The organism is Paenibacillus sp. J22P143 (genome assembly GCF_059692035.1).
In genome coordinates, this window is sequence record NZ_JCAUAQ010000003.1 from 335,411 (window position 1) to 358,704 (window position 23,294).

A 23,294-nucleotide genomic window follows, 5' to 3' on the forward strand; every position below is an offset into this window, starting at 1 on the left:
CGTAATTAGCGTTTCTTTCGGGTCATTGTTCAATCTGATCGCTATTCCAAAATCTTACTTGCCACCGCTGCAAGGTCATCGATGTCAACATCGTTGTCATGATCAATATCAGCCATCTTGTATTGATTCCACTCTGAATCTGCAGATGTTTTTCCATAGGCCGATGCCACAATCGCTAAGTCACCAATGGAGAATTTACCGTCTACATTCAAGTCTCCAGGAACAGAAATGTGAATGGAATCCATGAAGATCTGTAGGGCAGCATTCAAGTCAGATATAGCTTGCTGCACTTGTTCTTGTGTTGCGTCAGAATTATTCGCTACAGCATTAGCATTTTCGATCGCGATATGAAGCGCTGCTTTCGCTCCTGTTGGATATTGCCCAGCCAATGATCCTTCTACCGCTGTATCATACTTCTCTTGAGCATCCGTGATTAAAGCAAGTAATGCCGCTTTATCTGCAACTGTAATTTGAACGCTTAAAGAGTCACCGGATAGTTGTGTTTCCGCACCATTGCCATTCGCAATCTTCACATTACTCAACAAGATGGAAGTGACTTTCGGGATTGCACTCGATTTGACTTTCCAATTCAGAGATAGCAAACCACCGTTGGCGTTGGCAGCATCTGCTTCCGTACTTGCTACAATGAGTCGGATCCTACCCGGTTGTTCAGATTTATCTATAATCACCAGACCAGGTTGGACAGACGCTGCCGACAGGAAGGCCAGCTGATCGTGGTCATACGTTATGGTTAGTTCCTGTGCATACACATTCTGCACATGATTCAACGCGTATTGAACGTTAAAGTTAGCACCAGAAGCGATGAATTCGGGTCCAGTTAAGGACGCTGTCGGTTCGCTTGGAACTACAGCCGTTACAATCACATCTTGTGTAGCCTGCTTTCCTCCCCATGCCGCAGTAAAGGTTGCCTGCCCTGGGCTTAAAGCCCTGATGATGCCAGTGCTGTCGATGGAAGCAACCTCTGGATGACTGCTCTCATACGTTACGCCCTCGGTAACAAGTGAGATATCGTTCTCACCGTATGACGCATAGACGACAGAACTAACCGTTTCTCCGACTTTCATCTCTGCAGGAATATTGGTTAATGCAATCGATTGGAGTGGATTTGCAGTAAACATTAGCGTTTTGGTCAGACTTGCTGCGTTGCCATCCTTTGCAGCTAGGCGTACAAGAACTGTTCTATCACCTTTGAATACGGGAATTGGTGCCGCACTATAGGTTGTATAGTTCAACCCGCCATCCACCGAATATTCCATGTTCGCGTCCGCGCCAACGATTACATTGATCGTGTCGTCAGCCGTTACGTTCGGTGCCGCAATTGCCGGCGTGTACGCAAAGGCATCAATTTCTCCATATGTATTGCTGGAGGCGGCATTTTTCGTTCCTTTCACGACAACCTTTATCGTATGGGTTCCGCTTACTAATCCGTTTCGACTAAACAGGACAACTTGTTTAATCGTGGATGTTGCATAGCAATCGATATCCGCCTGTGCCAATACACCGTCCAGATACACATCGATTTTCCCCAGATTCGTTTGCTTCATACTGATTAGATCAATCGAGGTACCCGTAAAGGTAAACTGGGCCGATGCACCAGCCGTACCGCTGTACTTTTCCGTACCGTTAAAATCTCCGCTATCGTTATAATTGCTCCACGATCCGGTGTATACAATGGACGGATCGCGATCATCCACCTTTATCGGCAGTACGGTTGGATTCCCTGCCGTTACGGTAATCTGGGCTTTCGCTTGGAAACCTCCGTCTACCGTCGTCGCCGTAATTTCTGCATTGCCTGCCTTCAGACCCGTCACGATCGTCTTGCCTCCGACAACTTCAACTTTCGCAATAAGTGGACTGTTGCTTGCCCAGTTGAGCGTAGGATTCGTCGCATTCAGAGGCTGGACGGTTGCTTTAAGTTCTGCCGTTTCATTCGCTTTGAGCGTAATCGTTGATTTATCTAACACAACGCCAGTTACCGCATTTACAGCAGTCGGCCTCGTATTTATATAATTCACATCGTCGATGTACAATACTTTGCTATCAAACCACGTTCTCAGCCCTATTTTCCCAGGCGTATTTAGGAAATCTGCAACTGACGTGGAACCAACCAACTGACCATCAATCCACAGCATAATACTCGAATCAACGTAACTTGCTTTAACGTCATAGGTTTGGCCATTCGTGAGCGTAATAGATGCTAGATCACCATAGTGCTCGGTCCCATCCTTCACGTAATACCATAACCATTTACCAGAATCATAAATCACGCCGGCATAATTGTTGACATCTGTATAGCGGAAGAGCATACCCACTCTCGACGCCCCCGTCTGAATCTTCAACTTCATCGCCAAATCTGCATCTTTGTAGACGGGAGAATTATCATCTACCATGATCGCTACCGGATTGGCAACCACTTTCAAAGCATTGCTTTCCACACTAAACGTTGCGCTTCCTGTCGTGGAAGTCTTCTTCCAACCTCCTACCAGGCCATCGTCGAAATTCTGCTGATAGATATCTCCTATGAATGTAAATGCAGTCGTTTCATTGCTGGTCATTGAAAGGGTTCCTTCGGCATCCTTGGACCAAATAACGAAGCGGTACAGCTGTTTATCGGTGAGTCCAGTCACCTTAAGGCTTGTGCTTGCCGCCGGCACATTGATACTTTGGGTTTTCGTCGAACCTTGATAAACTTCCACAACATATCCCGCAACTGTCCCACCGCTGGTAGGAGCGGCCCATTGCAAATCCACGGTTGTAGCCGTATGTGCTGGTGATTGCACTTGAGTAGGTGGAAGTGGCGGTGGTGTAACACTGGAAATAATCGTATAGCTTTGACCCGCTTCAGTATTAAAGGTTATCGTATCACCACTAAGTGTGTAGTTCACAGGAGAAGCGTCAACCGTCTTCAGCACCTGGAATTGGCCAGCGTGGGTGAACGTCTTATCTTTGACTTTAGCCATATTGCCTTGCAAAGAAGTGATCTTCGCATTCGTTAAAATAGTCCCATTCCAGCTCATATCCACTTCAAAATCGCCTCTTGCCTTTAAGCCCTTTACGTCACCTTTGGGCCATGCCGAAGGAAGCGCTGGTAATAAGTCAATACTTCCTGTATGACTTTGCAAAAGCATCTCTGCGATCCCGGATGTTCCTCCGAAGTTCCCGTCAATCTGGAAAGGCGGATGTTCATCGAAAAGGTTCGTATTCGTGCTAACATCCAACTGCCCTTGGAGAATTTTCTCAGCGTGATCGCCATCAAGCATGCGCGCCCATAGATTGAGTTTATTGGCTCGACTCCATCCCGTTGAATCATCTCCGCGCTGTGTGAGGGTTACTCTCGCCGCATTGAACAGGTCGGGAGTTGTTACCTTATTGATTAAATTACCTGGATATAAGCCAACCAGTTGAGAGATATGTCGATGCTGATCGCTCGGGTCATCGATATCCTCTTTCCATTCCTGTACTTGCCCATACTTCCCAATTTTCGGCATCGAGAGCCTGCTTCGTTTATCGATAAGCTCGATGCGGAAACTTTCATCCAAACCAAGGACTTGGCTTGCTTCAATGCAATTCGTGAATAATTGCCATACAAGTTCTTGATCATAGGAATCCCCAATGCTTAATGTTCCGTGTTCCGGCGAAACACCCGGCGTAGATACTAATGTCCCATCCGTATCCGTTACTAGCGTTTTTGTCCAAAACTCAGCTGTTTCTTTCATAATCGGATACAGCTTCGTTCGCAAATAATTCGTATCGCCAGTAAACAAATATTTCTCCCACAGCTGCTGAGCAAGGAACGCGCCTGCCGCTGGCTGCCACCCCCAAGTACTGATATCCCAACCTGGCGCCGTGTAGCCAAAAATGTTAGTGATCGTATGTATCGTCCATCCAGAGCCCGTTACACCATGATGTTTCTGAGCTGTGACTCGCCCAGGTGCCCGCAAAGAATCAATAAAATCAACATACGCAATAGCTGTCTCACTCAAATTCGTCACTTCAGAGGGCCAATAATTCATTTCCAGATTAATATTGGTATGGTAATCGGCACCCCATGGCGGCGTCTTAGAGTTATTCCAAACCCCTTGTAAATTTGCTGGAAGCGAACCTTCACGCGAAGAGGCAATGAGCATATACCGGCCAAATTGGAAAAAGAGCGTCTCTAATGCACTGTTGCGCGTACTTTTATAACTAGTCAGGAGTTGATCTGTCGGTATTGTGGCAACCTGATCATTCAGATTCAGGGATACGCGTTTGAAAAGGTTCTGATAATCAGACAGATGACGCGATCTCAACGTCTCATAACTCTTGGCAGAAGCTGCTGCTAGTCTGTCATTCACGGTTACATGTGGATCCGTTCCTACGTAGTCCGGATAATGATTGGCATAATCCGTTGCTGCCGACATGAGAATGGTTACAGAGCTAGCACCAGCTACCGTCAGCTTTCCGCTGCCAGCCGTAACCGTTCCCTCATCGGTTTGGACACGGAACTGTGACTCATACGCCATGTTATTGTCAGCCAGCTTACCGCTCAAGGTCAGCGTATTGCCATTAGCCACGATGGAAGGCGTCGTCTGCGGGCTTGTGACCCTGAAATCCAAATTCATTTGATTTGGTTGACTGCTAGTTAAGCGCATAACCATCACGTTGTCTGGATTGCTCATGAAATATTCGCGTGTATACGTGACACCATTCTGCTTGTAGGTAACTCGCGCAATACCATCCTCCAGATCAAGCTCGCGCCGATAGTCGGTAACGGTCACGGCAGCAGGAAGTGCGAAATCGAAGTAAATATCGCCGAAATTTTGATAATTCCCAAATTGCGGATAATCGTCTAATGTTCCTGTCAAATATTGCTCCGCAATGGAACTTGCCCCGGCTACATCACCACTGGCCAGCTTCTGACGCACATCCGCTAAATGGTCCGCAGCCCCATCTCTATTGCCATCTCTTCCCCCTCCAGCCTTAGACCTTGGGCCTCCCGTCCAGAGTGTCTTCTCGTTAAACTGGATATGCTCTTGGTCGACACCGCCAAACACCATGCCTCCCATAAAACCGTTACCAATCGGCAGCGCTTGTGTTTCCCAATCTGTTGCCGGTTGTCGATACCATAAAGCAAGGTTATGCGACGGTGGCTGGGCAGAGCCTGTGTAAGTAACCGTAGATGCAGCATGTGCGGTATCAATAGGAAAAACAGTAGAAATGCCAGTCCATCCAGTAGATATACATGCGGCCATCAGGAGACTTGCAATCGATTTCTTCTTAAAGGTTATTTTCAGCAGCTTGCGCAAAACAATCACCCTTTCTGGTTATCAAAAAGCGGTCTTGCATATTTCGACGAAACTCGACATGATGCGACATTTATCACTGAAGACATAACGAATCAAGCGTATCTTCAGCGAAAATACACTTTCATCATCAACTACCGCTACCCGTTCATCAAACTCTCTCGATACAACTTCGGGCTGTATCCCGTCGTTTTCTTGAACATTCTGCTGAAATGCTCCACATTCAAATACCCGACCGTTTCAGCAATATCGGTAATTTTATTGCCCTTCTTTTTCATTAACCGTTTCGATTCCTCAATGCGTAAATTCGTTAAATATTGAATGAAATTACAACCGAGCTCTTTGGTAAATTGCTTACTTAAGTAGCCTTCGCTTACTCCAACCATTTCGCTGATCAACGTGAGGTTGACGTCCTCCGTATAATGGAGATCAAGAAATTGCTTGGCTAGTGTGACAACACTGCTATAGTTAACTTCCGTTGTCTTTCCGTGAATGTGTTGAAATAGCTGACTGCACATTCGATGCAGCCAGGTTTTCGTTTTATCAAGTGTCTCTAAACTTTTCATGTATTCAAAAGGATGCTGGAGTTCTTCGTCGAGGTCATCCCAACGTATTCCTTTTCGATAAAGCAGGCCTCCGAGCTCCCAGAGTAAATCCTCAAACGCAGTGTGGACATCTTGCGGTCTCCAGCCCCATGTTTGTCCTAACAGCAGCTCCATCTGCTCAAACTCTTTGGACCATAACTGGGCGTTACTTTGTTCAAGCAGCTGTGCGATACCTGCACCCGTTGTTTTCAGCGTAACCTGCAGCTTACGGGCATGCTCAATTCCGCTATCAGTACCATATTTCCCCAGCTCCATACAGCTTTCAGGATAGAACACCTTATTAAATCCGGCAAAATAACTCATGGAAGCCAAATGGGCTGCTTGCTGATACAAGCGGTACCAATGTTTCATTCCGCTGGCTAGATCGCTAATGCCAATCGTGTTGGACACATTAACATACTGATTTAGTCGGGTTTGAATCATAGAGAAGGCAGCCTGTACTTTTTCTCGAATCATACTTTCACTGCGAAATTCTACGAACGAACAGAATAGCACATATTCGGACTGGCTCTTCCCATATAAGAGATGCTTCATTGACATAGCGTCCAGAACGGTTTGCACAGACTGCATGATAAATCGCTGCGTCTGACCATCTTTTAAGCTTCTCCCCGTTCTTGAAACTTCAGATGAGCCTTGCGAAATGGTAATCACAGCAACCAGCTGATTCGATTCTTCGAGCCACTCCGAGATACCAGCCCCTATAGCTTCATAGGCCGATTCTTCTTGCAGTGGATTGATGGAAATGAGCTGCCGAAGGGTTTCGCTTTTCCTATCGATCTCATCATTCGTTCGCTCTAGAACAGGCGTTGGCGTCTCCCGCGTTCGAAGTTCATTGACTGCCTTCAAAACAACGGGAACCAGATGTTCCTCATCCATATCCGACTTCACAATGAAATCAATTGCGCCTAGCAAAAAAGCTTCTCTGACATAGCTATACTCGCTGTAGGCACTTAGCATGATGGCGACAGGTCTTCGCTTCTGTACAATTGCCGGATATGCTCGCAGCAGCTCAATTCCGTTTAGTCTCGGCATCTCAATATCAAGCAGCATAAGATCGATATCGCCGTGCTGCTCCAGAATAGCCAGAGCTTCCAAGCCATCGCCAGCTTCAACAACCGCCTGGATGCCCATGCTCTCCCAGTCAATCATATGTTGAAGAGCTAGACGAACAAGCGGTTCATCGTCGACAATCATCAGCTTAAACAACCTGTTCATCCCCCATCCGTGAAGTTAATTCCTTTGTACTTATCCTTTCACCGCTCCATCCATAAGTCCTTTAAATATATACCGCTGAAAAACGATGTAGAAGATGGCACTCGGCAATAAAACGATAATAATACCTGCACAGAGCATAGACAAGTCCGAACTGCGCGTACTCACGAACGAAGTCAATGAAGTCGCCAACGTCGCCAACTTCTTATTAGGCATATATAACTGCTGAACGAAAATATCATTCATGATCGTCACACTTTTTAAAATTGCCAGTGTTGCCGTTGCAGGCAGCAGCAGCGGGAAAATGATCGAACGGAAGATTCGAACATAAGATGCTCCATCCAGCATAGCGCTCTCGTCAAGCTGTACCGAAATCTTTTCGAGAAATTGCATGTAAATGTAAATCTGCATAATATCAGTGCCAATATAAATAAGCAGCGGTGCCCCGAGCGTATTATAAACGCCGAGTGTATGTAGGAGCTGAAAGCGAGCAATTTCTGTCGTATATGCTGGAATAATCATCGACATCATAAACAGGAGGAGAATCCACTTTTTCATACGAAATTGAAACCGATTGAGCACAAACGCTGTCATCGTCCCAAGCAGCATATTTCCTAGCATACTCAATACCACAAGTAGAATCGAGTTCCCAAGCCCGCGAATCATATTGCCTTCTTGTAAAGCACTCACATAATTATCGATATGAAGAAAACTCTTGGGCAGCGAAAACGGCGACGTTTCAGCTAGCTCCAAATTCGTTTTAAATGAACCAAATACAACGAGTAAAATGGGTACGAAAATCAAGATAGCCATGAGCGTAAAAAGCACATAGTACACGATATTAGCAGCTACACGCTGTTTGCTCATCGATCGCGTACGGCTTGGCAACGGCTGCTTTCTCGTCTGTTCAAGCGTTAGTGTTCGTTCCATGCTAAGCCCCACTCCTGTCTCTCACGATCCATGCTTGCAACGATGAAAAAATGATAATCAGTAATAAGAGAATTACTGCCATCGCTGAAGCCAGACCGTAATTGTTGTAAGTAAATGCGGTTTGGAGTGAAAAGAGTCCAAATGTGCTGCTTGCACTGCCTGGACCGCCGTTCGTCATAACAAGCGGAATGTCATACTGCAGAAGGGCTCCAGATACATTCATGAACAAAATAATTTCGATCACGCGTCGGATGCCTGGGAGCGTTACATACTGTTGCTGCTGCCAAAAGTTCGCCCCATCAATTTCTGCCGCTTCATACAGGTCTTTCGGAATCGATTGCAGTCCAGCTAGAAACAATACGATATGTACGCCGCTGTAACGCCATAAAGAAACAACGACCAAGGAATAATTCACAATCTTCGCATCGCTCAGCCAGCTTTGAATCCAGGATTCGAGCCCCATGGCTTTCAATAGCTCATTCAAGGGACCATTGATTGGATTATAAATGTAGCTGAACATATAAGCCACCGCGATACCATTGATAATGTAAGGCATCAACACGGAGAAGCGGAAAAACGCGCTCCCTCGCAGTGCTCTTGTCAAGAGTACAGCCATGATAATTTCAAGCGGGATGGCAATGGCATGTAAAATAAAATAAGTGACGTTGTTTCGAATGGCATGCCAAGCTTCAGGGAAATCAAACAGCATTTGCTTATAATTGTTAAAGCCAATGTACTTAAAACTTGGGCTATACCCATCCCAGCTCGTAAAGCTGTAGCGAAACAACTGCAAAGTTGGATAGATCAGAAACAACAATAAGAGAGCAACAGGTACAAATAAAAACGAAACGATGACGACTTTCTGCTGCATGCGATAATTCATATAATCACTCCTGTATATAAGAGAGGGCACTATTCCAATCGCTTAGATAGTACCCTCTATTTCTTTACCTATTTGTTCGATTCAACCGCTTTCTTCCACTTGTTGTTCAGTTCTTTCTCTAATGTCTCGATCGGTTTGCCTGAGTATATTTCCTGTGCAGCTTTTTTGAAATCAAATTGTGCCGCACCGCTCACTTTGGCAAAGCCTTCATCCGTTGCTGAGTAGATAAATGGTTTAAACGGATATTTTTCCGTCCATTTGTTAAAGAAAGGAAGGTCCGTGCTCACACCATTGATCGTTGAGAACTGTTGCGCCATATTAATGAAGGATTGGTACACATCTTTACTGAACATCCAATCGAAGAATGCTTTCGCCTCTTCTATATTTTTACTGTTTTTGTTAATCCCGATATTCATATCGGATACGGTCATGGATGTCAGTGGCTCGCTTTCTGTCGTGCGGAAAGGAAGAGGGAATACGCCAAGATCTTCATCTGTTTTCACTTTATTTGCATAGTCTCCGTAGTACCATTGACCCGCTGCGATCATAGCCGCTTTTTTGGATTCGAATAACTGTGTGGATTGATCAAAAGATATGGATAGGGCATCAGGTCCTGCCAACTTCTTCGTTGACATTTCTTTAATGATTTTCCCAGCTTTATCAAATGTACTGCCTTCTCCGAAAGGCTCCGGCGTCTTGGCCAAATTCGCTAAGTAGTTCTCATCTCCAGAGAGAATGTGAGGGCCGAACTCCATGAATGGATAGAACGTCCAGTCTTCTTTGCCGCCGATAGCAATTGGCGTATATTTGCCATTCGTTTTAATTTTCTCCATCGTTGAGATAAACTCAGGCATCGTTTTCGGTACGTCCAAGTTCAACTCTTTGAAGATACTTGGGTGGAAGTAGACAAACTCCGAGAAAGAAACGAGCGGTGCGCCTAATGTTTTCCCATCAATTTTCGCTGGAAATTTATTATTCTTAGCCCCTGCTAAATCATCGAGTGGAAGAAGGGATTGTTTGTAAATTTGCATATGCGCAGGCTTGAGGTAGAACAGATCAGGCAGATCATTCGCAGCTAATCGTACCTTCAAGTATTGACCGCCATTGTCCGGTACCATCTCAATATCTACGGTCACGTTCGGCTTCAGCTTCGTGTATTCCTTCACTTTGTCTGTCCAGAATTTGAGATCTCCCTTAGCATCCCACATCGCAAGCTTTAACTTCACAGGCTCTGCTGGTTTAGCCGTCGCTGCTGCCGCTTGGCTTTCAGCTGGTTTGACTGATGCTGCAGGTGCAGCCGTATCCTTAGAGCAGCCTGTCAGTGCACTCAGCATCACAAGTCCGCCTACTAATGCTGTGCTTATAAGTTTTCTTTTACCCATTCTTGAAACCCCTCCAATGAATATTTCTTTGATTCGGTTGATTGTTTAACCTGTCTTTATCATACACGGAATGAAAACGCATCCAAATGATCTTTTCGGCTATGAAGTTGATCTTTTATGAACTGAATTATGCTTCCAACTGAAGCGGTAGCTCTTCTTCCTGGTCACGATGAATAATCGGGATTTTCATCGACACTTTCGTTCCTTTTGGCTCATTAGCAGTCAAAATAATGCCGTAATCCTCGCCATGGTGCAGCTGGATCCGGTGATGGACATTGGCAACGCCCATGCCTGTAAACGTATGCGGACTGCGTCTTGTACGGAACTCCTCGAGCTGCTCATCTGTCATCCCCTCGCCATTATCGGAGATCACAATGTGTAGGCTGCCTTCGTGAATGCGTGCTTGGATGACGATTTTTCCACGTGTTTCTTTGCCAGCCATACCGTGCACGATGCTATTTTCCAAAATCGGTTGAAGCAGCAGCTTGAGTAAATACTTCGATTCTGCCTGCGGATCGATGTGCCATTCAACTTCAAATTTATTGCCGTAACGAATCTCCATGATGTAGAGATAATGCTTTAAGTTGGCGATTTCATCGGAAAAACGGATAAGTACACCGCCTCGGTTAAATGCGGAGGAGACGAGTCGCATCAGCGCATTGGTCATGTTACGGATGTTGTCCGCCTTACTGATCAGCGCCATTAGCTTGATGGCATTCAACGTATTAATAAGAAAGTGCGGATTAATTTGCGATTGCAAGGCAGCGAACTCTGCTTTTCGCTTCGTTTGTTCCTGTTCCTCTCGCTGCCGTAGAAGCAGCTTAATTTGATCAAGCATATGATTGAACGTTTTGCCTAGCGCTGCCATTTCCGCAATTCTAGAGGTCCCAATCTTGGCGTTCAGTTCCCCTTCCATCACAATGGACATTTTACGGACTAGTACATGAATAGGCCTCGTTAAACTATGAACTAAATAAAAGGAAATCAGCAAAAATACAACGATGACAGCGATAGTTGCGAATAGGACAAATCTAAAAATACGCACATAATTAGCCGTAACTTTGCTGTACGGTATCTCTTGAACAGCCTTCCATCCTGTATCTCCAACGCTCGCATAGGTGACTAGCATCTGACGACCGCTCACCTGATCGACAAAATGTCCTTCACGCGCACCTCTGATTTGCTCTAGTTTTGCCGGTGTTAAGCTCGATTGATCCCAATTGTAGCTGGCTGTGACAACCTGACCTTCCTTACTGACGATGACATAGGTAGAATCGTCGTTGGGCTGCTGTCTTAAGATTTTATCAAACGCTTCCTCATTCAGTGAAAAATATATCATTTCGACATTACTTAGCGTATGGTAGTCACTGGGTGCAATTGCGGCTGCCACAGCTAACGGCTCCCTCACCCCATATAAGAGCGTTTGCTGAAGACTAAGAAACTGCACATTATCTTTTTGCTGAAGTAAACTCTGATACCACGCTTCCGAACGCAGATCCTGCTCGTCCTTAGTCAAGTTCTGCTTAAACGAATACATGCCGCCATCTTTATAAAAAAAGTGGATCGCCAGAAGCTGGTTGGACATCGAGTAGGTGTATCGGCTGAGAGCAAGTGTCAGCTCGTTGATATACTTGAATCGGTTGCTCTCATCGGCTTGATGCAGGGATGTTGCTATGGATAAAACATCTCGATCCACACCGACTGCAGCTGCAGCGTATTCGATTTTACTGATCTCCTGCTGGGCGGAATAGGTGACTGCATGAAGTGTTTGCAAGGTTCGCTCCGTTGTTTGCTGCAGTAAATCGCGTTTGTAAACTTGAAGAATCATGGTAGAGATGGTCACGATCGGAAAGACAACCATGACGACTAACAAGATATGGAGAGTCACTGAAAACGACCATGTTTTAGCAAATAACTTCAACACCTTCACCCCGTAATTTCAAATACGAAATATGACTTCGTAGACATACATTCGGTCTATTTAGGGCGATGTCCTTTAATTGGCTGAACGACAATATCTCCCATTTCCCCAGCAATCTGGCAGAGCAACTCCCTCACTCTCCCCCAGCCAAGAGTCGCTTCAGAACAACAACCGCTTCGGCCCGGCTTGCAGGTGCCAGTGGCGCAAAGTCTGTAGTCGTTCTCCCCTCCATGAGTTTTGCTCCGACTGCAAGCTTGACAAAGGCTGCTGCCCAGTCACTCACAGCGTCATCATCACCAAAATGGATCGATTCGTCCAGCTTCATATCCTCCATTTTCGTTCCGCTTGCAAGTGCCTTAGCTCTTATCAGCATCGCCGTCATTTCTTCACGTGTAATGTTGGTCTCAGGAGCAAATGCCGTCGCAGATACCCCATTAATGAGTCCAGCCGAGAAAGCCTTCTTTACTGTCCCTTCATACCAACTGCCAGCTGCTACATCGTTGAATGGCATCTGATCTGCTCCGTCATCTTTCAGCTGTAATGCTTTAGCAAGCAGGGTCACAAATTGCGCTCTAGTCACACTTATATCCGGTGCAAAATGATCGTCATCCATTCCCTCTACGACGCCTTTCATAACCATCTGCATAACATCTGTCTTAGCCCAATGCCCAACAAGATCGCTGAAAATTTTACTGACATCTACGGCATCATTCCGAGTAAAGGTTTGACTTTTTAAATTGTGATCTACAATTTTCAATTTGGTCCATTTAATATTCGTTACGCCCACTTTCTTAGCTCGGAAGGTGATTGTGCTGATATCTAAATTCCCCTTTTCTCCATCTACCTTACCCACTTTGGTATGCGCTATGGTAAGCTCATTCCCTTTGACCATTGGTGAGATGGAGAAGCCATCTATATTCGTATCTGCACTTACAACCTCCAGTTTGCTTGAATCAAAGCTGAATTTGGCCTCATAGGCATACAAATCCACCATTTTTTCTCCTTTTAAAGTAACGGTAAATTCACCCGTCGATTCGAGATCTGATGTCTTCATTACAAATTGGGAAGCATTTTCAGCGAAAGCGGGAGCTGTCCCAATCAACCCCAAACAAAGATTGCAGACTACGGTAGCCATGATTATTTTTCGTTTCATCCTCACTCATCCTCTCGTATAAAACGACATTTTTTTGCGAGCGTTTACAAATCAGTGAATGACAAAGTCACTTCCGTCTCAAGAAAATTATAGCTACACCAATGACTTATTTTCATGATCTTTTTGGTTGTCTACATGATTATTTTTCATCTATCCCATTCTGCTTGTAAGTAACCCGCGCGATACCATCCTCCAGGATTCCAACTACTTCGTCCGAATGTTTCGTCAGGAGTTCGGACTCGCCCCCCTACGGCACCGAGTGAAATTTCATAAAAATTCATAGTGGCCAATCATGCAAATTATCCGTTCGTGACGTTGATATCGGGCGCTTATTTGCGTCCTTCCTGAGGTTGCGCCAATGGCAACTGTCTTTTTCGATCATCCGCACTTCGAGAAAGCTAAACAAGCTGACTCCGGTCGAGTACCGGCGCCAGCTTGTTATCTAGGGATTTTCCCAATGTCAACCCAATGGGTTTTGACCATAAGGTGCATCGCGGTCTTTTGTCAGATCCTCCAGCACTGCACCATATTCATATCATCGCGGGCGCAGTTTCTGGACACCTTTATCATCAGCTTATTTACTCAAGAATTTTACTAGCTACCGTTGCAAGGTCTTCGATATCAATGAGGTTGTTTTTCACGATATCCGCATTCGGATTCCAACCTTCGTCAGTAGGCGTTTTGCCATAAGCTGCAGAAACAATCGCCAAGTCACCGATGGATATTCTGCCATCTAGGTTGATATCGCCTGTCTCAGCATTGATCCGCGTAGCTCCAAAGGTTTGAATGGCAGTATTCAGCGCAGTAATCGCTTGCTCGACATCCGATTGTGTTGCAGTTGTGTCGTTAAGTACAGTATTCGCAGCTGTAATCGCCGCTTGAAGCGTTACTTTCGCGCCAGGTGCGTATTGTCCTGGCAATGTACCTTCGTTAGCCGCGTCATGACTCGTTTGCGCTGTATGGATGAGATCAAACAATGCCGACTTATCGGCTACGCCAATGAGAACACTATGTGAATCACCTGCTAATTGCGTTTCTATACCGCTGCCATTGGCAAGTTTTACGTTAGTTAACAAGACGGTGGCGGAGTGCGATTGAGCAATGGATTTGGCTTTCCAATGCAGCGAAAGCAAATCCCCAGTCGCATTCGCTGCATCAGCCGTTATGCTGGCCATAATGATTCTGAGCTGTCCTGGTTTTTCTGTTGTGTTAACATAGAGTCCGTTCACCAACGATTCAACGGATTTAAACTCTACCAAATTCGGATCAAACGTGAAGGTGATATCCTGCGCATACGTATTTTGCACGTCATGTAATGCGTACTTCACCGTAAAATCGGAACCAGCCGGGATAGAGCTTACACCGGATAATGAAGCTGTAGGGACTACAACAATCGGCTTGGAAACCGTTACTTGCGTCTCTGCGAAAAGCGCTCCATCCTCCGTTGTCACCCGTATAATTGCACTTCCTTCTTTCAGTCCCGATACAACGGCATGACCGTCAACTATAGCTACCGAAGCAACAGTTGCGTCGCTGCTGGTCCAGCTGACGTTTGTATTCGTTGCATTCGCAGGTTGAATGATTGCGTTCAACTCCGTTGTTTGACCGATCAGAAGCGTAACTGCAGGTTTGTCGATGGCAATCCCTGTGACCGGATTTACAGGTACATTGTCCTCTATAGTAATCTTAATTGGATTACTTAAAACCCTTGCTTCATTTCTTACTACGATATAGATATCCTTTGCTCCTGCTGTTAAGCCTGTAGGATTTGTAATTGTTGTTTCACCAGCATTGAAAACAGTTCCTGATCCGAAAGTATTTATAGCTGGCGCTGCTTCTCCAGCATCTACAACATCGTAGTAATACTGTCCACCTTGATTGGAGGTAAACTTAACTGTTGCCTCTGTGGCTGAAGTTCTGTTTACTTCCCCTAAAGTTAATGTTGGTGGTGTTAAATCTTTATATTCAAATACTTTAAAATCAAAAATGGAATATCCATAACTATTCGCCCTTGTAATTCCTTGCATTTTTACATATCTTCCTGTTACAGGCGCAAATGTTAACCTTTCTTCTCCTACTGGAGAATTTGACTTTTGAATGACATCTGTCCACGTAATATCATCATTTGAAACTTGAATTTTGTAACTTGAAGCTCGGGCCGTTTCCCATTTAATTAATACAGAATCAAAGGTTTTATTTGCACCTAAATCTACTTTAAGCCACTCGTTGTTCGTATATAGTGATGCCCATCTAGTTGAAGAGTTTCCATCAACTGCATTTGCTGCATTAAGGCTTGGTACTTCTACTGATGAGGCTGTTGCTGCTTTACCAAGTGCTAAGTCATTTTGAGTAGGTACTCCTGCTTCATTTGCTATCTCTGAGCTTGATAGTGCTCTATTAAATACCTTAACTTTACCTAAATCCCCTACAAACCCTCCGATTTTTTCCAGAGGCATTACAAAAGTAGACATAGAAATTCTTTTAAAACCTGGACCATTTTTGTTTGGATCGGCTTCAGAGTTATTGTCAAAACTCGTATTCGTACCAACCCTCTGTAAAGTCTGCTTAAGTACACCATTAACATAAAGTTTAGTATCTTGGTTGGTACCTACGATTGTAAGATCAGTCCATGTGTCCGTTGGTACGACATAATCAAATTTAAAATTATAGTTTTCTCTTGAAAAACCTAATTTCCCAGTATCCTTTTGTCTTAGCTTGAATACCCCGTCTTCTCCTGAAAAAATAGTTGCATCATCTGCATTTCCAACCTTTGGATTAATATCAAAGCTTACGGTCCATGGAAAACCAATTGATTTTACATTTGTATTTACGAATTGATTATTGTCAGTAAATTCAATTTTATTATTATGATTTTTCACTCCAGATGTTAGCTGTCCATTGTAGATATTCGGTGAGCTATCTATTAACGTATTTCCTTCAACTTTAGAGTTATAGTTTAATACTACATCTCCAGTTGACTTGATATTTCTTAATAAATTTGAGTCCGGACCTTCATTTACTTTGCCCAGAAGGTTTGTAAACTGCGCATAAGTTTGATTTACATTCTTACCATACCAAGTTTTCTCCGCAATAACCTGCGTAGAAGTTTTCAATCGATCAAAGGTATCAAAGATGGAAATTCCATTGTTTACTTTGTCATTCCAAACTGCAAACATGCCACCTATTATATTTGGATTTCCATTACCAGCGTTAGTACTGCCAAACTTATACGGTTCCCAATTGTTATATAAGTTTTGATTATTCAGGTAGTCGTAATAATATCCTGCAGCCGGAACAATATACGTGTCTCCATCGTTAATATTAATAATTTGATAGCCATCCTTTAATGCTTTTACAGGGTCCGAAAAGCCTGTGTTCCAAACCTGCATGACGGTACCCTCTTTAGTAACTGGCGTCGTACCGTTATAGGCTGACAATCCTGCCCAAGCATGCGGCGTTTTATTATAGCTTTGTATGAATTTAATGTAATGATCGGTATAAGCTCTAAATATTTCGTTGATATTCGTACCTGAATACTCATCCGTTCCAATGTGAACATTTTGGGCAGTGAACACTGGATTGGGTCCATCAAGGTATTCCTTAAAAACACTATCTATAAATGTATACGTATCCGGATTTCTAATATCGAGATGAGTTTTATCCGTTCCATATGCTAAATCAGGTCTAGCCTTAACAAATGCTAATGAATGTGCAGGAGAATCAATCTCTGGAATAATATTAACTCCAAAGCTTGCAGCTTCATTTTGGAAATCTCTAAATTCACTCTTTGTGTAGGATCCGTCCGTTGACGTTAATCCTGGTATATTGGATTCAAGTCTAAAAGCTGAATACACATCATCTTGAGCTAACTTAATCGTTTCTTTTGGGACTACTGCGACACCATTGCTATCTAATTTATCAAAGCTTCCGAAACCGTTGTCATTTAGATGTATTTGGAATGTATTCATCTTATAAAATGACATATATTTCATATATTCTTTTAAAAAGCTCATGGGGTAAAACTTTCTTCCTACATCAAGGGATAAGCCTCTAAATTTATACTTTGGATAGTCCATAGCTGTTCCCTTTGGTACATTTGATTTTTCAGAGTCTTGCATGAGTATTTGAAGCAGGGTTCTTGTTCCATAAAATGCTCCAGTCTTCGTTGTTGCTTGGATTGTAATGTAATTATTGACATCAAACACATATCCTTCATCACCTAATCTTGAAACTCCGCCGCTATAAGTTAGGAATATATCCCCTTGATTTGGGGTGCCTGCTACTACATTTAGTTCCTTCCCTGTAATTGTTTTTACATCTGTCTTAAGTAAATCTCCAAGACTGTTCAAATCTGCTGCATGGGCTGGATCAATGACTATCCTTGAATTACTAGTGATTTGAACTTGCCCAATGTCTCCATGCCATTCTCGTAATGATGGAATTACCGTTGGTACTACATTTGTACCTGGTTGATTTTGAAATGTTCCTGGTACAGTTACAATAGCATCAGGTATTTTTGCTACCTGCCCAGTAGCTGAGTCTTTGAGCTGATAAGATAAGGTTACATTCGTATCTACTAAAGGCTCCTGAATTTGTCCATTACTAGTTATTATTTGTTGATTCTCAGAGCCTGCTAATACATATTCATAACCTTGAGGCGCTGTTTGTACAGGAAGAGTCGTTTGCCCCTTTGTTAAAGTGATGGATATTTGTTGTTGGTTTGCTATTTCCTGCAACGATAATGGCGTTTCACCATTGTAAACTTCCATTTCATACAAAGAAATAGAACCCCAAATCGTAGGGTTATTCTTTGTTGCATACATTCTAACATATCGCGCATTTTCTGCTGGGAATTGGTAAACTTGAATACCACCTGAAGTAGCACCTGTTACCGTTTTTACCGTTTTCCATTGACTACTATCACTTGAAACTTGAATTTGATAATCAACAGCATAGGAATTTTCCCAGTATATCCTAACGCGATCAAATGTTTGAACTTGCCCTAAATCAACTGAAATCCATTGCGGAGTAGAAAAACCTCCACTAGACCATCTTGATGATCGACTTGTTGTGTCTCCATCAAATGCTAGATTTGGTGACAGGCTGCTTGTTTCATTGGCAGAAGAACTGGCTGTTTTATGAAGTGCTAAGTTCGGTACAGCAGCACTTGCTGTCATTGAAAAGGGCGTTATCAACATTGATGTAGAAAGTAGTAGCGTAAGAACGCCTGAAATCAGCTTTTTTTTCATTTAAAAACCTCCTATAATAAAATATCAATGCCAGATAATAACCGCTTAAGCACAACCACAGCTTCTGCTCTGGTTGCATGTTCCTGCGGAGCGAAGATCTGCTCAGTCCTGCCATTCATGAGGCCGGAACCGACGGCAAGATCAACAGTCTTTCTCGCCCAATCGCTGACCACGCTCTCATCAATAAAATGTTTCGATGGACTAGCTATCATGTCTTCGACTTTGGTCCCCGTTGCCTTCGACTTCGCTCTCATAAGCATCGCTGTCATTTCTTCACGAGTAATGTTTTGCTCTGGGGCAAACGCATCGTCCGACACTCCGTTAATTAGTCCTGCCGCATATGCTTTCTTCACCGTTTCCTCATACCAGGAGCCTGCTGAAACATCAACAAAAGGATTATGTCCAGCGCCTTCCTTCAGGTCTAGGGCTTTAGTGATTAATGTTGCAAACTGTGCCCGAGTTACCTGGGTATCTGGAGTAAAATGATCGTCATCCATGCCTTCCACGATATGTTTATTAACCATCAGCATAATATCCGATTTGGCCCAGTGGCTTTCAATATCGCTGAAAATTTTGGTTAAGTCGATAGATTCGTTCATTGTAATGGATTGATTTTTTAAATTGTGATCCACCATTTTCATAGAGGTCCATTTCATGTTGGTCGTCCCGACCTTCTTGGCCTTAAAAGTGATGGTTCCAATTTCGAGATTTCCTTTCTCGCCATCCACTTTTCCAACTTTTGTGTGTGCGAATGTCAGTTCATTATTTTTCACTTGGGGAGATACGGAGAAGCCTTCGATCTTCGTGTCAGCTTTAACGACTTCAAGCTTGCTTGCATCAAATGATAATTTCGCTTCAAAGGCGTAGAGATCCTGAATATTCTCTCCATGTAAAATAATAGTAAACTCGCCTGTAGTCTCAGCTGTCGAACTCTTCAGGACAAATTGGTCTGCATTTTCCGCATAAGCGGGAGACAGTAATGCTAAAGAGCAACAAAGATTGCAGACTAATGTAACAAGAATAATTCTACGATTCATCTACATGTATCCTCTCGTGTACGGGAAGAGTGCGGTGCTCCCCTTCCCCCTTATTGAATATGGTTACTCTGTCACTTTTTGTAGAAAATAGTTACATTTTGTATCATTCACGATTATAGGAGTCCCCTAAAAGACAAGTTTTAGGGGCTCTCTAGTGTTTCTATTCCTGAAATTTTCTGCACTCACCTCACCCATTCACAACCGCATTTAGCCAGCCTTGTTGAGGACTTTCTAACCCTTCAACGCCCCGGCTGTCATCCCTCCTGTAATTTGTTTTTGGAAAATGGCATAGAACACAATCGTAGGACCCATAGAAATGATGAGGGCAGCGAAGAGGGGTCCCCATTCTGTTCTGTACTGCATTTCACCCTGCATTACCGCAATGGCAACAGGTAACGTATATTTGCTTGGATCATTTATTAGCACAAGCGCAAAAACATACTCATTCCAAATATTCAGCACAGTAATAATAGCAACCGACATCAATCCTGGCTTAGCTAGCGGAAGCATGATCCGGAAAAAGATGCCGTAATGGGAAGCGCCGTCTATGGCAGCTGATTCTTCTAATTCGCTGGGCAATGATTTAAAAAAGCTGACTAAGACGAAAACGGCAAAAGGTACTGCTGTTACCATGTAAACTAACGTAAGGCCCAACAAATTGTTGGTTAGATGAAGATCATTCAGCAAAAAGAATAAAGGAATGATGCCAAGGAATGTCGGAATCATCATATAGGATAAATAGGAATAATAGAGCAATCCGTTGCCTCTGAATGTAAACCGGGCAATCACATAGGCTGTCGTAGCGGATAGGAGGACGCCAAAAATCGTGCTTACAAGCGTAACAACGAGTGAATTCACAAAATTGTGACCAAAATTATATTTTTCCCAAACATATGAAAAATTGGACCATAGCAGCGGAAGCTTTGGCAGATCCCACGGTTTGCCTAAGAAAAACTGTTGATTATCTTTCAGTGAGCTCAGAATCGTCCATAGCAAGGGATATAGGACACATCCGGACCAAACGATAAGGCTGACGATGAAAAACAACCGAAATACTGGATTGACTACACGTCGACTCATAATAAAAAACTCCTCTACGTTAATTCGATGGTTTCCCTCTTCATTATTCTCTGTAGACCTGCTGTGGTAATTAAGGAGAGCACCAAAATGAGGACGCCAATTGCTGACGCGTAACTGAAATGGCCGAACTTGAATGCGTTTAAATACAAATACGACCCCATAACTTGTGTCGCATTATCTACGCCGCCTTCAAAGGTCATAATCGTAACGATGATGAAGGAACCATTGAGTGTCGTCATGACAATCCAGAGAACACATGTCTTAATTTGCTCCCACGACAAGGGAAGTGTAATCAACCAAAATTGATGCCATTGCGACGCGCCGTCAATCTCAGCTGATTCAAATAACGACGACGGAATGCTTAGGATGCCAGCAATCAGTAAAATGATCGTAAATCCTATACCTGCCCAAATGGATGGCGGTAAGAGTGCAAATATCGACCATTTATCGCCTAACCAAGCGAAGCTATACGGTTTATCTGTAAATAACGAAATGAAGGAATTCAAGAATCCAAGGTTCGGGTTATACACGTAGCGCCATAGGACACCAACTACAACGACCGATAGCACGTTAGGTATAAAGAAAATGATTCGATAAAAACCTGAGCCTTTGATGTTAAAACGAGTTAGCGCAACTGCAAAGAACATGGACATGATCATGAAACCAATAACTTTACCGACGAGTAGAATATAGTCGTTGCGAATTGTCTTCAAGATAACAATGTCATGTATCATTTCCTTGAAGTTTCCAAGTCCAATATAGTTATAGGTTTCGGAACCGCCCGACCAATCGAATAAACTCAGGTAAATTCCTTTGAACAAAGGGTAGACGGTAAACACCAGATAAAGAAGTAAGGTTGGAAGGATAAAGGAAAGAATGAAGATATTCCGCTTCATTTTCGCAGTGCTGGTCCTTCGTATTTTCTGAACATTCCTGTCTGTTACGGTAATCTTACTCGCTTCCATACTTCCTCCAATCTAAATTTCTGAATGATAATAAGGGAGTCTTTCTATTTCCCTTATTACCATTCAGATCTTTTAGCAATGCTTATTTTTTTTCTTTTGAACGAACTTTATCCGTCGCTTCTTCCATGCGATCTGCCCACTGCTCCGGCGTAATCTCGCCTTTAGTAAGCGCAAGTGTCGCGTTGCTTCTCGCTGTTACCAGTTCCTCAGGAATAACGATTTCAGGCGCAACCACAGTGTTCGGTGAATTATAGAATTTAGCTGCTTCTTTCGTTAGAGCAGGCGCATTCGTTCCTTCAAGATCCGCTTTGATATTCGAAGGGGCTTTCGAAAGCTCAGCCCATAACTTACTTTGTTTTTCTGTGAAAATAAATTGCATGAACGCTTTAGCCGCATCTGGGTTCTTTGCTTTCTTAGCGATGGCTATAGTAGCCGTGTATGGATTCGCAACGAACTTGCCGCCTTTGTCTTGACCGATGGAAGGTAAGAATCCAAATTCAAATCCTGCTGGAACATCTTTCGCCATCTCACCTTCAACCCAAATGCCATTCGGAATGAATGCTGCTTTGTGTTGCAGCCATTGGGTTTGGGAGTCCGTGTGATTCAGCGCCGGTGACCCTTTATCAATAAGACCCTTGTCTCTCATTTCCACAATTTTAGCAAGTGATTTCATAACTGGTTCGCTCTTCCAAACGCCTTTTTCAAGGGAATTGATTTTCTTAAAGATGGAGGTGTCATAGTTGTTCATGGCAATAATCGTTGGGTCTAACAAACCCCCGTTGATGTAGTAGGGATAAACTCCCGTATGAATGTAATCGCTCATTTTACCATCAGCTTTAATTTTTTCTGCTACAGCCATGAAGCTTGGAAAGTCGGCAGGCACTTCCCACCCTTTGCTTTTGAATAATGCTTTATCATAGAACGTTCCCCAAGAACCGAAGACTAATGGCACCGCAAAAGATTTCCCTGGTTTGTACTCCTCCGGTTGTGCAATCAGAAGATCGAGTATCTTCTTCCCATCTACGTTCTTAGCATCCTTCAACCAGTCTGTAATATCCATTAATTGCTCATCCGTCACCATCTGTCTTGTATTGGAACCGGCACCGTCAATATAAACAAAGTCAGGCGGGTCACCTTGAATCCAACGAGGTTTCATTTGATCGTTGATCTTCGCTCCTGCAGATTCCTTGATCTTCAAATCAGGATTCTGCTTCTGGAATTCAGCAATCGCTTGCTTCCACCACGCGTCACCATATCCACCGACAAAATACTGAATTTCAAAGTTGCCGGTAAGCTTCTTGACGGCAGGTTGGGCGTTATCTGCCGGTTTAGCGCTTTCAACCGCCTTCGCGCTCTCTTCTGGTTTCGTTGTAGTGCTGTTACTTCCGCATCCCGTTGCCGCCAGCATAATGCTCGACAAAATCATACCCAAAGCTACTGTTCTTTTTGATGTTCTCATTGCTATGACCTCCTAAATGTTATGCGGAGCAATACTTGCTTCCTACGCTTTTATCATAGAGTTCAGCAAGAGATTTCTCCATTGAATTTCGTCTTGTAAATGGGTAATAAAGTAC

At 43.7% G+C, this 23,294-nt stretch carries 12 protein-coding genes; all 12 read right to left on the minus strand.

The genetic code is table 11. The features are described from left to right. Nucleotides 1-41: 41 nt before the first annotated feature. The 12 genes from AC58PQ_RS08480 to AC58PQ_RS08535 all read right to left on the minus strand — a co-directional run bounded on the left by AC58PQ_RS08480 (nucleotide 42) and on the right by AC58PQ_RS08535 (nucleotide 23,179). Nucleotides 42-5,306: a DUF4073 domain-containing protein gene (locus AC58PQ_RS08480; protein WP_497241527.1), complete on the minus strand. Its 5,265-nt coding sequence runs from the start codon at nucleotides 5,304-5,306 to the stop codon at nucleotides 42-44. Nucleotides 5,307-5,443: 137 nt separating this feature from the next. Continuing rightward, entirely contained in the window at nucleotides 5,444-7,114 is a 1,671-nt protein-coding gene (locus tag AC58PQ_RS08485; protein WP_497241528.1) for a helix-turn-helix domain-containing protein, read from the minus strand. A gap of 39 nt (nucleotides 7,115-7,153) precedes the next feature. Further along, the gene (locus AC58PQ_RS08490) at nucleotides 7,154-8,050 is read right to left on the minus strand and encodes a carbohydrate ABC transporter permease (RefSeq protein ID WP_497241529.1); all 897 of its coding nucleotides are present in this window, start codon (nucleotides 8,048-8,050) and stop codon (nucleotides 7,154-7,156) included. A gap of 1 nt (nucleotide 8,051) precedes the next feature. Then, complete coding sequence (locus AC58PQ_RS08495; RefSeq protein ID WP_497241530.1) at nucleotides 8,052-8,933, minus strand: carbohydrate ABC transporter permease; 882 nt, start codon at nucleotides 8,931-8,933, stop codon at nucleotides 8,052-8,054. 68 nt (nucleotides 8,934-9,001) lie between these two features. Next, nucleotides 9,002-10,315 (minus strand): ABC transporter substrate-binding protein, encoded by a 1,314-nt coding sequence (locus tag AC58PQ_RS08500; RefSeq protein WP_497241531.1) that lies wholly within the window; start codon nucleotides 10,313-10,315, stop codon nucleotides 9,002-9,004. 127 nt (nucleotides 10,316-10,442) lie between these two features. After that, nucleotides 10,443-12,239, minus strand: a complete 1,797-nt coding sequence (locus tag AC58PQ_RS08505; RefSeq protein ID WP_497241532.1) for a sensor histidine kinase — start codon at nucleotides 12,237-12,239, stop codon at nucleotides 10,443-10,445. A 130-nt stretch (nucleotides 12,240-12,369) separates the two neighbouring features. Further along, the gene (locus AC58PQ_RS08510) at nucleotides 12,370-13,389 is read right to left on the minus strand and encodes an S-layer homology domain-containing protein (RefSeq protein ID WP_497241533.1); all 1,020 of its coding nucleotides are present in this window, start codon (nucleotides 13,387-13,389) and stop codon (nucleotides 12,370-12,372) included. A gap of 578 nt (nucleotides 13,390-13,967) precedes the next feature. Further along, the gene (locus AC58PQ_RS08515) at nucleotides 13,968-18,638 is read right to left on the minus strand and encodes a galactose-binding domain-containing protein (protein WP_497241534.1); all 4,671 of its coding nucleotides are present in this window, start codon (nucleotides 18,636-18,638) and stop codon (nucleotides 13,968-13,970) included. A gap of 11 nt (nucleotides 18,639-18,649) precedes the next feature. Further along, nucleotides 18,650-19,675, minus strand: coding sequence for an S-layer homology domain-containing protein (locus AC58PQ_RS08520; protein WP_497241535.1), 1,026 nt, complete (start codon nucleotides 19,673-19,675; stop codon nucleotides 18,650-18,652). 231 nt (nucleotides 19,676-19,906) lie between these two features. Beyond that, the gene (locus AC58PQ_RS08525; RefSeq protein ID WP_497241536.1) at nucleotides 19,907-20,755 is read right to left on the minus strand and encodes a carbohydrate ABC transporter permease; all 849 of its coding nucleotides are present in this window, start codon (nucleotides 20,753-20,755) and stop codon (nucleotides 19,907-19,909) included. Nucleotides 20,756-20,769: 14 nt separating this feature from the next. Beyond that, nucleotides 20,770-21,651: a carbohydrate ABC transporter permease gene (locus AC58PQ_RS08530; RefSeq protein WP_497241645.1), complete on the minus strand. Its 882-nt coding sequence runs from the start codon at nucleotides 21,649-21,651 to the stop codon at nucleotides 20,770-20,772. A gap of 151 nt (nucleotides 21,652-21,802) precedes the next feature. After that, nucleotides 21,803-23,179, minus strand: a complete 1,377-nt coding sequence (locus AC58PQ_RS08535) for an extracellular solute-binding protein (protein ID WP_497241537.1) — start codon at nucleotides 23,177-23,179, stop codon at nucleotides 21,803-21,805. Nucleotides 23,180-23,294 lie beyond the last annotated feature (115 nt).

Bases quoted from the DNA above. Each gene is read 5' to 3' on its own strand.
- AC58PQ_RS08490 (WP_497241529.1), bottom strand. From the start codon at position 8,050: ATGGAACGAACACTAACGCTTGAACAGACGAGAAAGCAGCCGTTGCCA.
- AC58PQ_RS08535 (WP_497241537.1), bottom strand. From the start codon at position 23,179: ATGAGAACATCAAAAAGAACAGTAGCTTTGGGTATGATTTTGTCGAGC.
- AC58PQ_RS08495 (WP_497241530.1), bottom strand. From the start codon at position 8,933: ATGAATTATCGCATGCAGCAGAAAGTCGTCATCGTTTCGTTTTTATTT.
- AC58PQ_RS08525 (WP_497241536.1), bottom strand. From the start codon at position 20,755: ATGAGTCGACGTGTAGTCAATCCAGTATTTCGGTTGTTTTTCATCGTC.
- AC58PQ_RS08515 (WP_497241534.1), bottom strand. From the start codon at position 18,638: ATGAAAAAAAAGCTGATTTCAGGCGTTCTTACGCTACTACTTTCTACA.
- AC58PQ_RS08530 (WP_497241645.1), bottom strand. From the start codon at position 21,651: ATGAAGCGGAATATCTTCATTCTTTCCTTTATCCTTCCAACCTTACTT.
- AC58PQ_RS08510 (WP_497241533.1), bottom strand. From the start codon at position 13,389: ATGAAACGAAAAATAATCATGGCTACCGTAGTCTGCAATCTTTGTTTG.
- AC58PQ_RS08520 (WP_497241535.1), bottom strand. From the start codon at position 19,675: ATGAATCGTAGAATTATTCTTGTTACATTAGTCTGCAATCTTTGTTGC.
- AC58PQ_RS08500 (WP_497241531.1), bottom strand. From the start codon at position 10,315: ATGGGTAAAAGAAAACTTATAAGCACAGCATTAGTAGGCGGACTTGTG.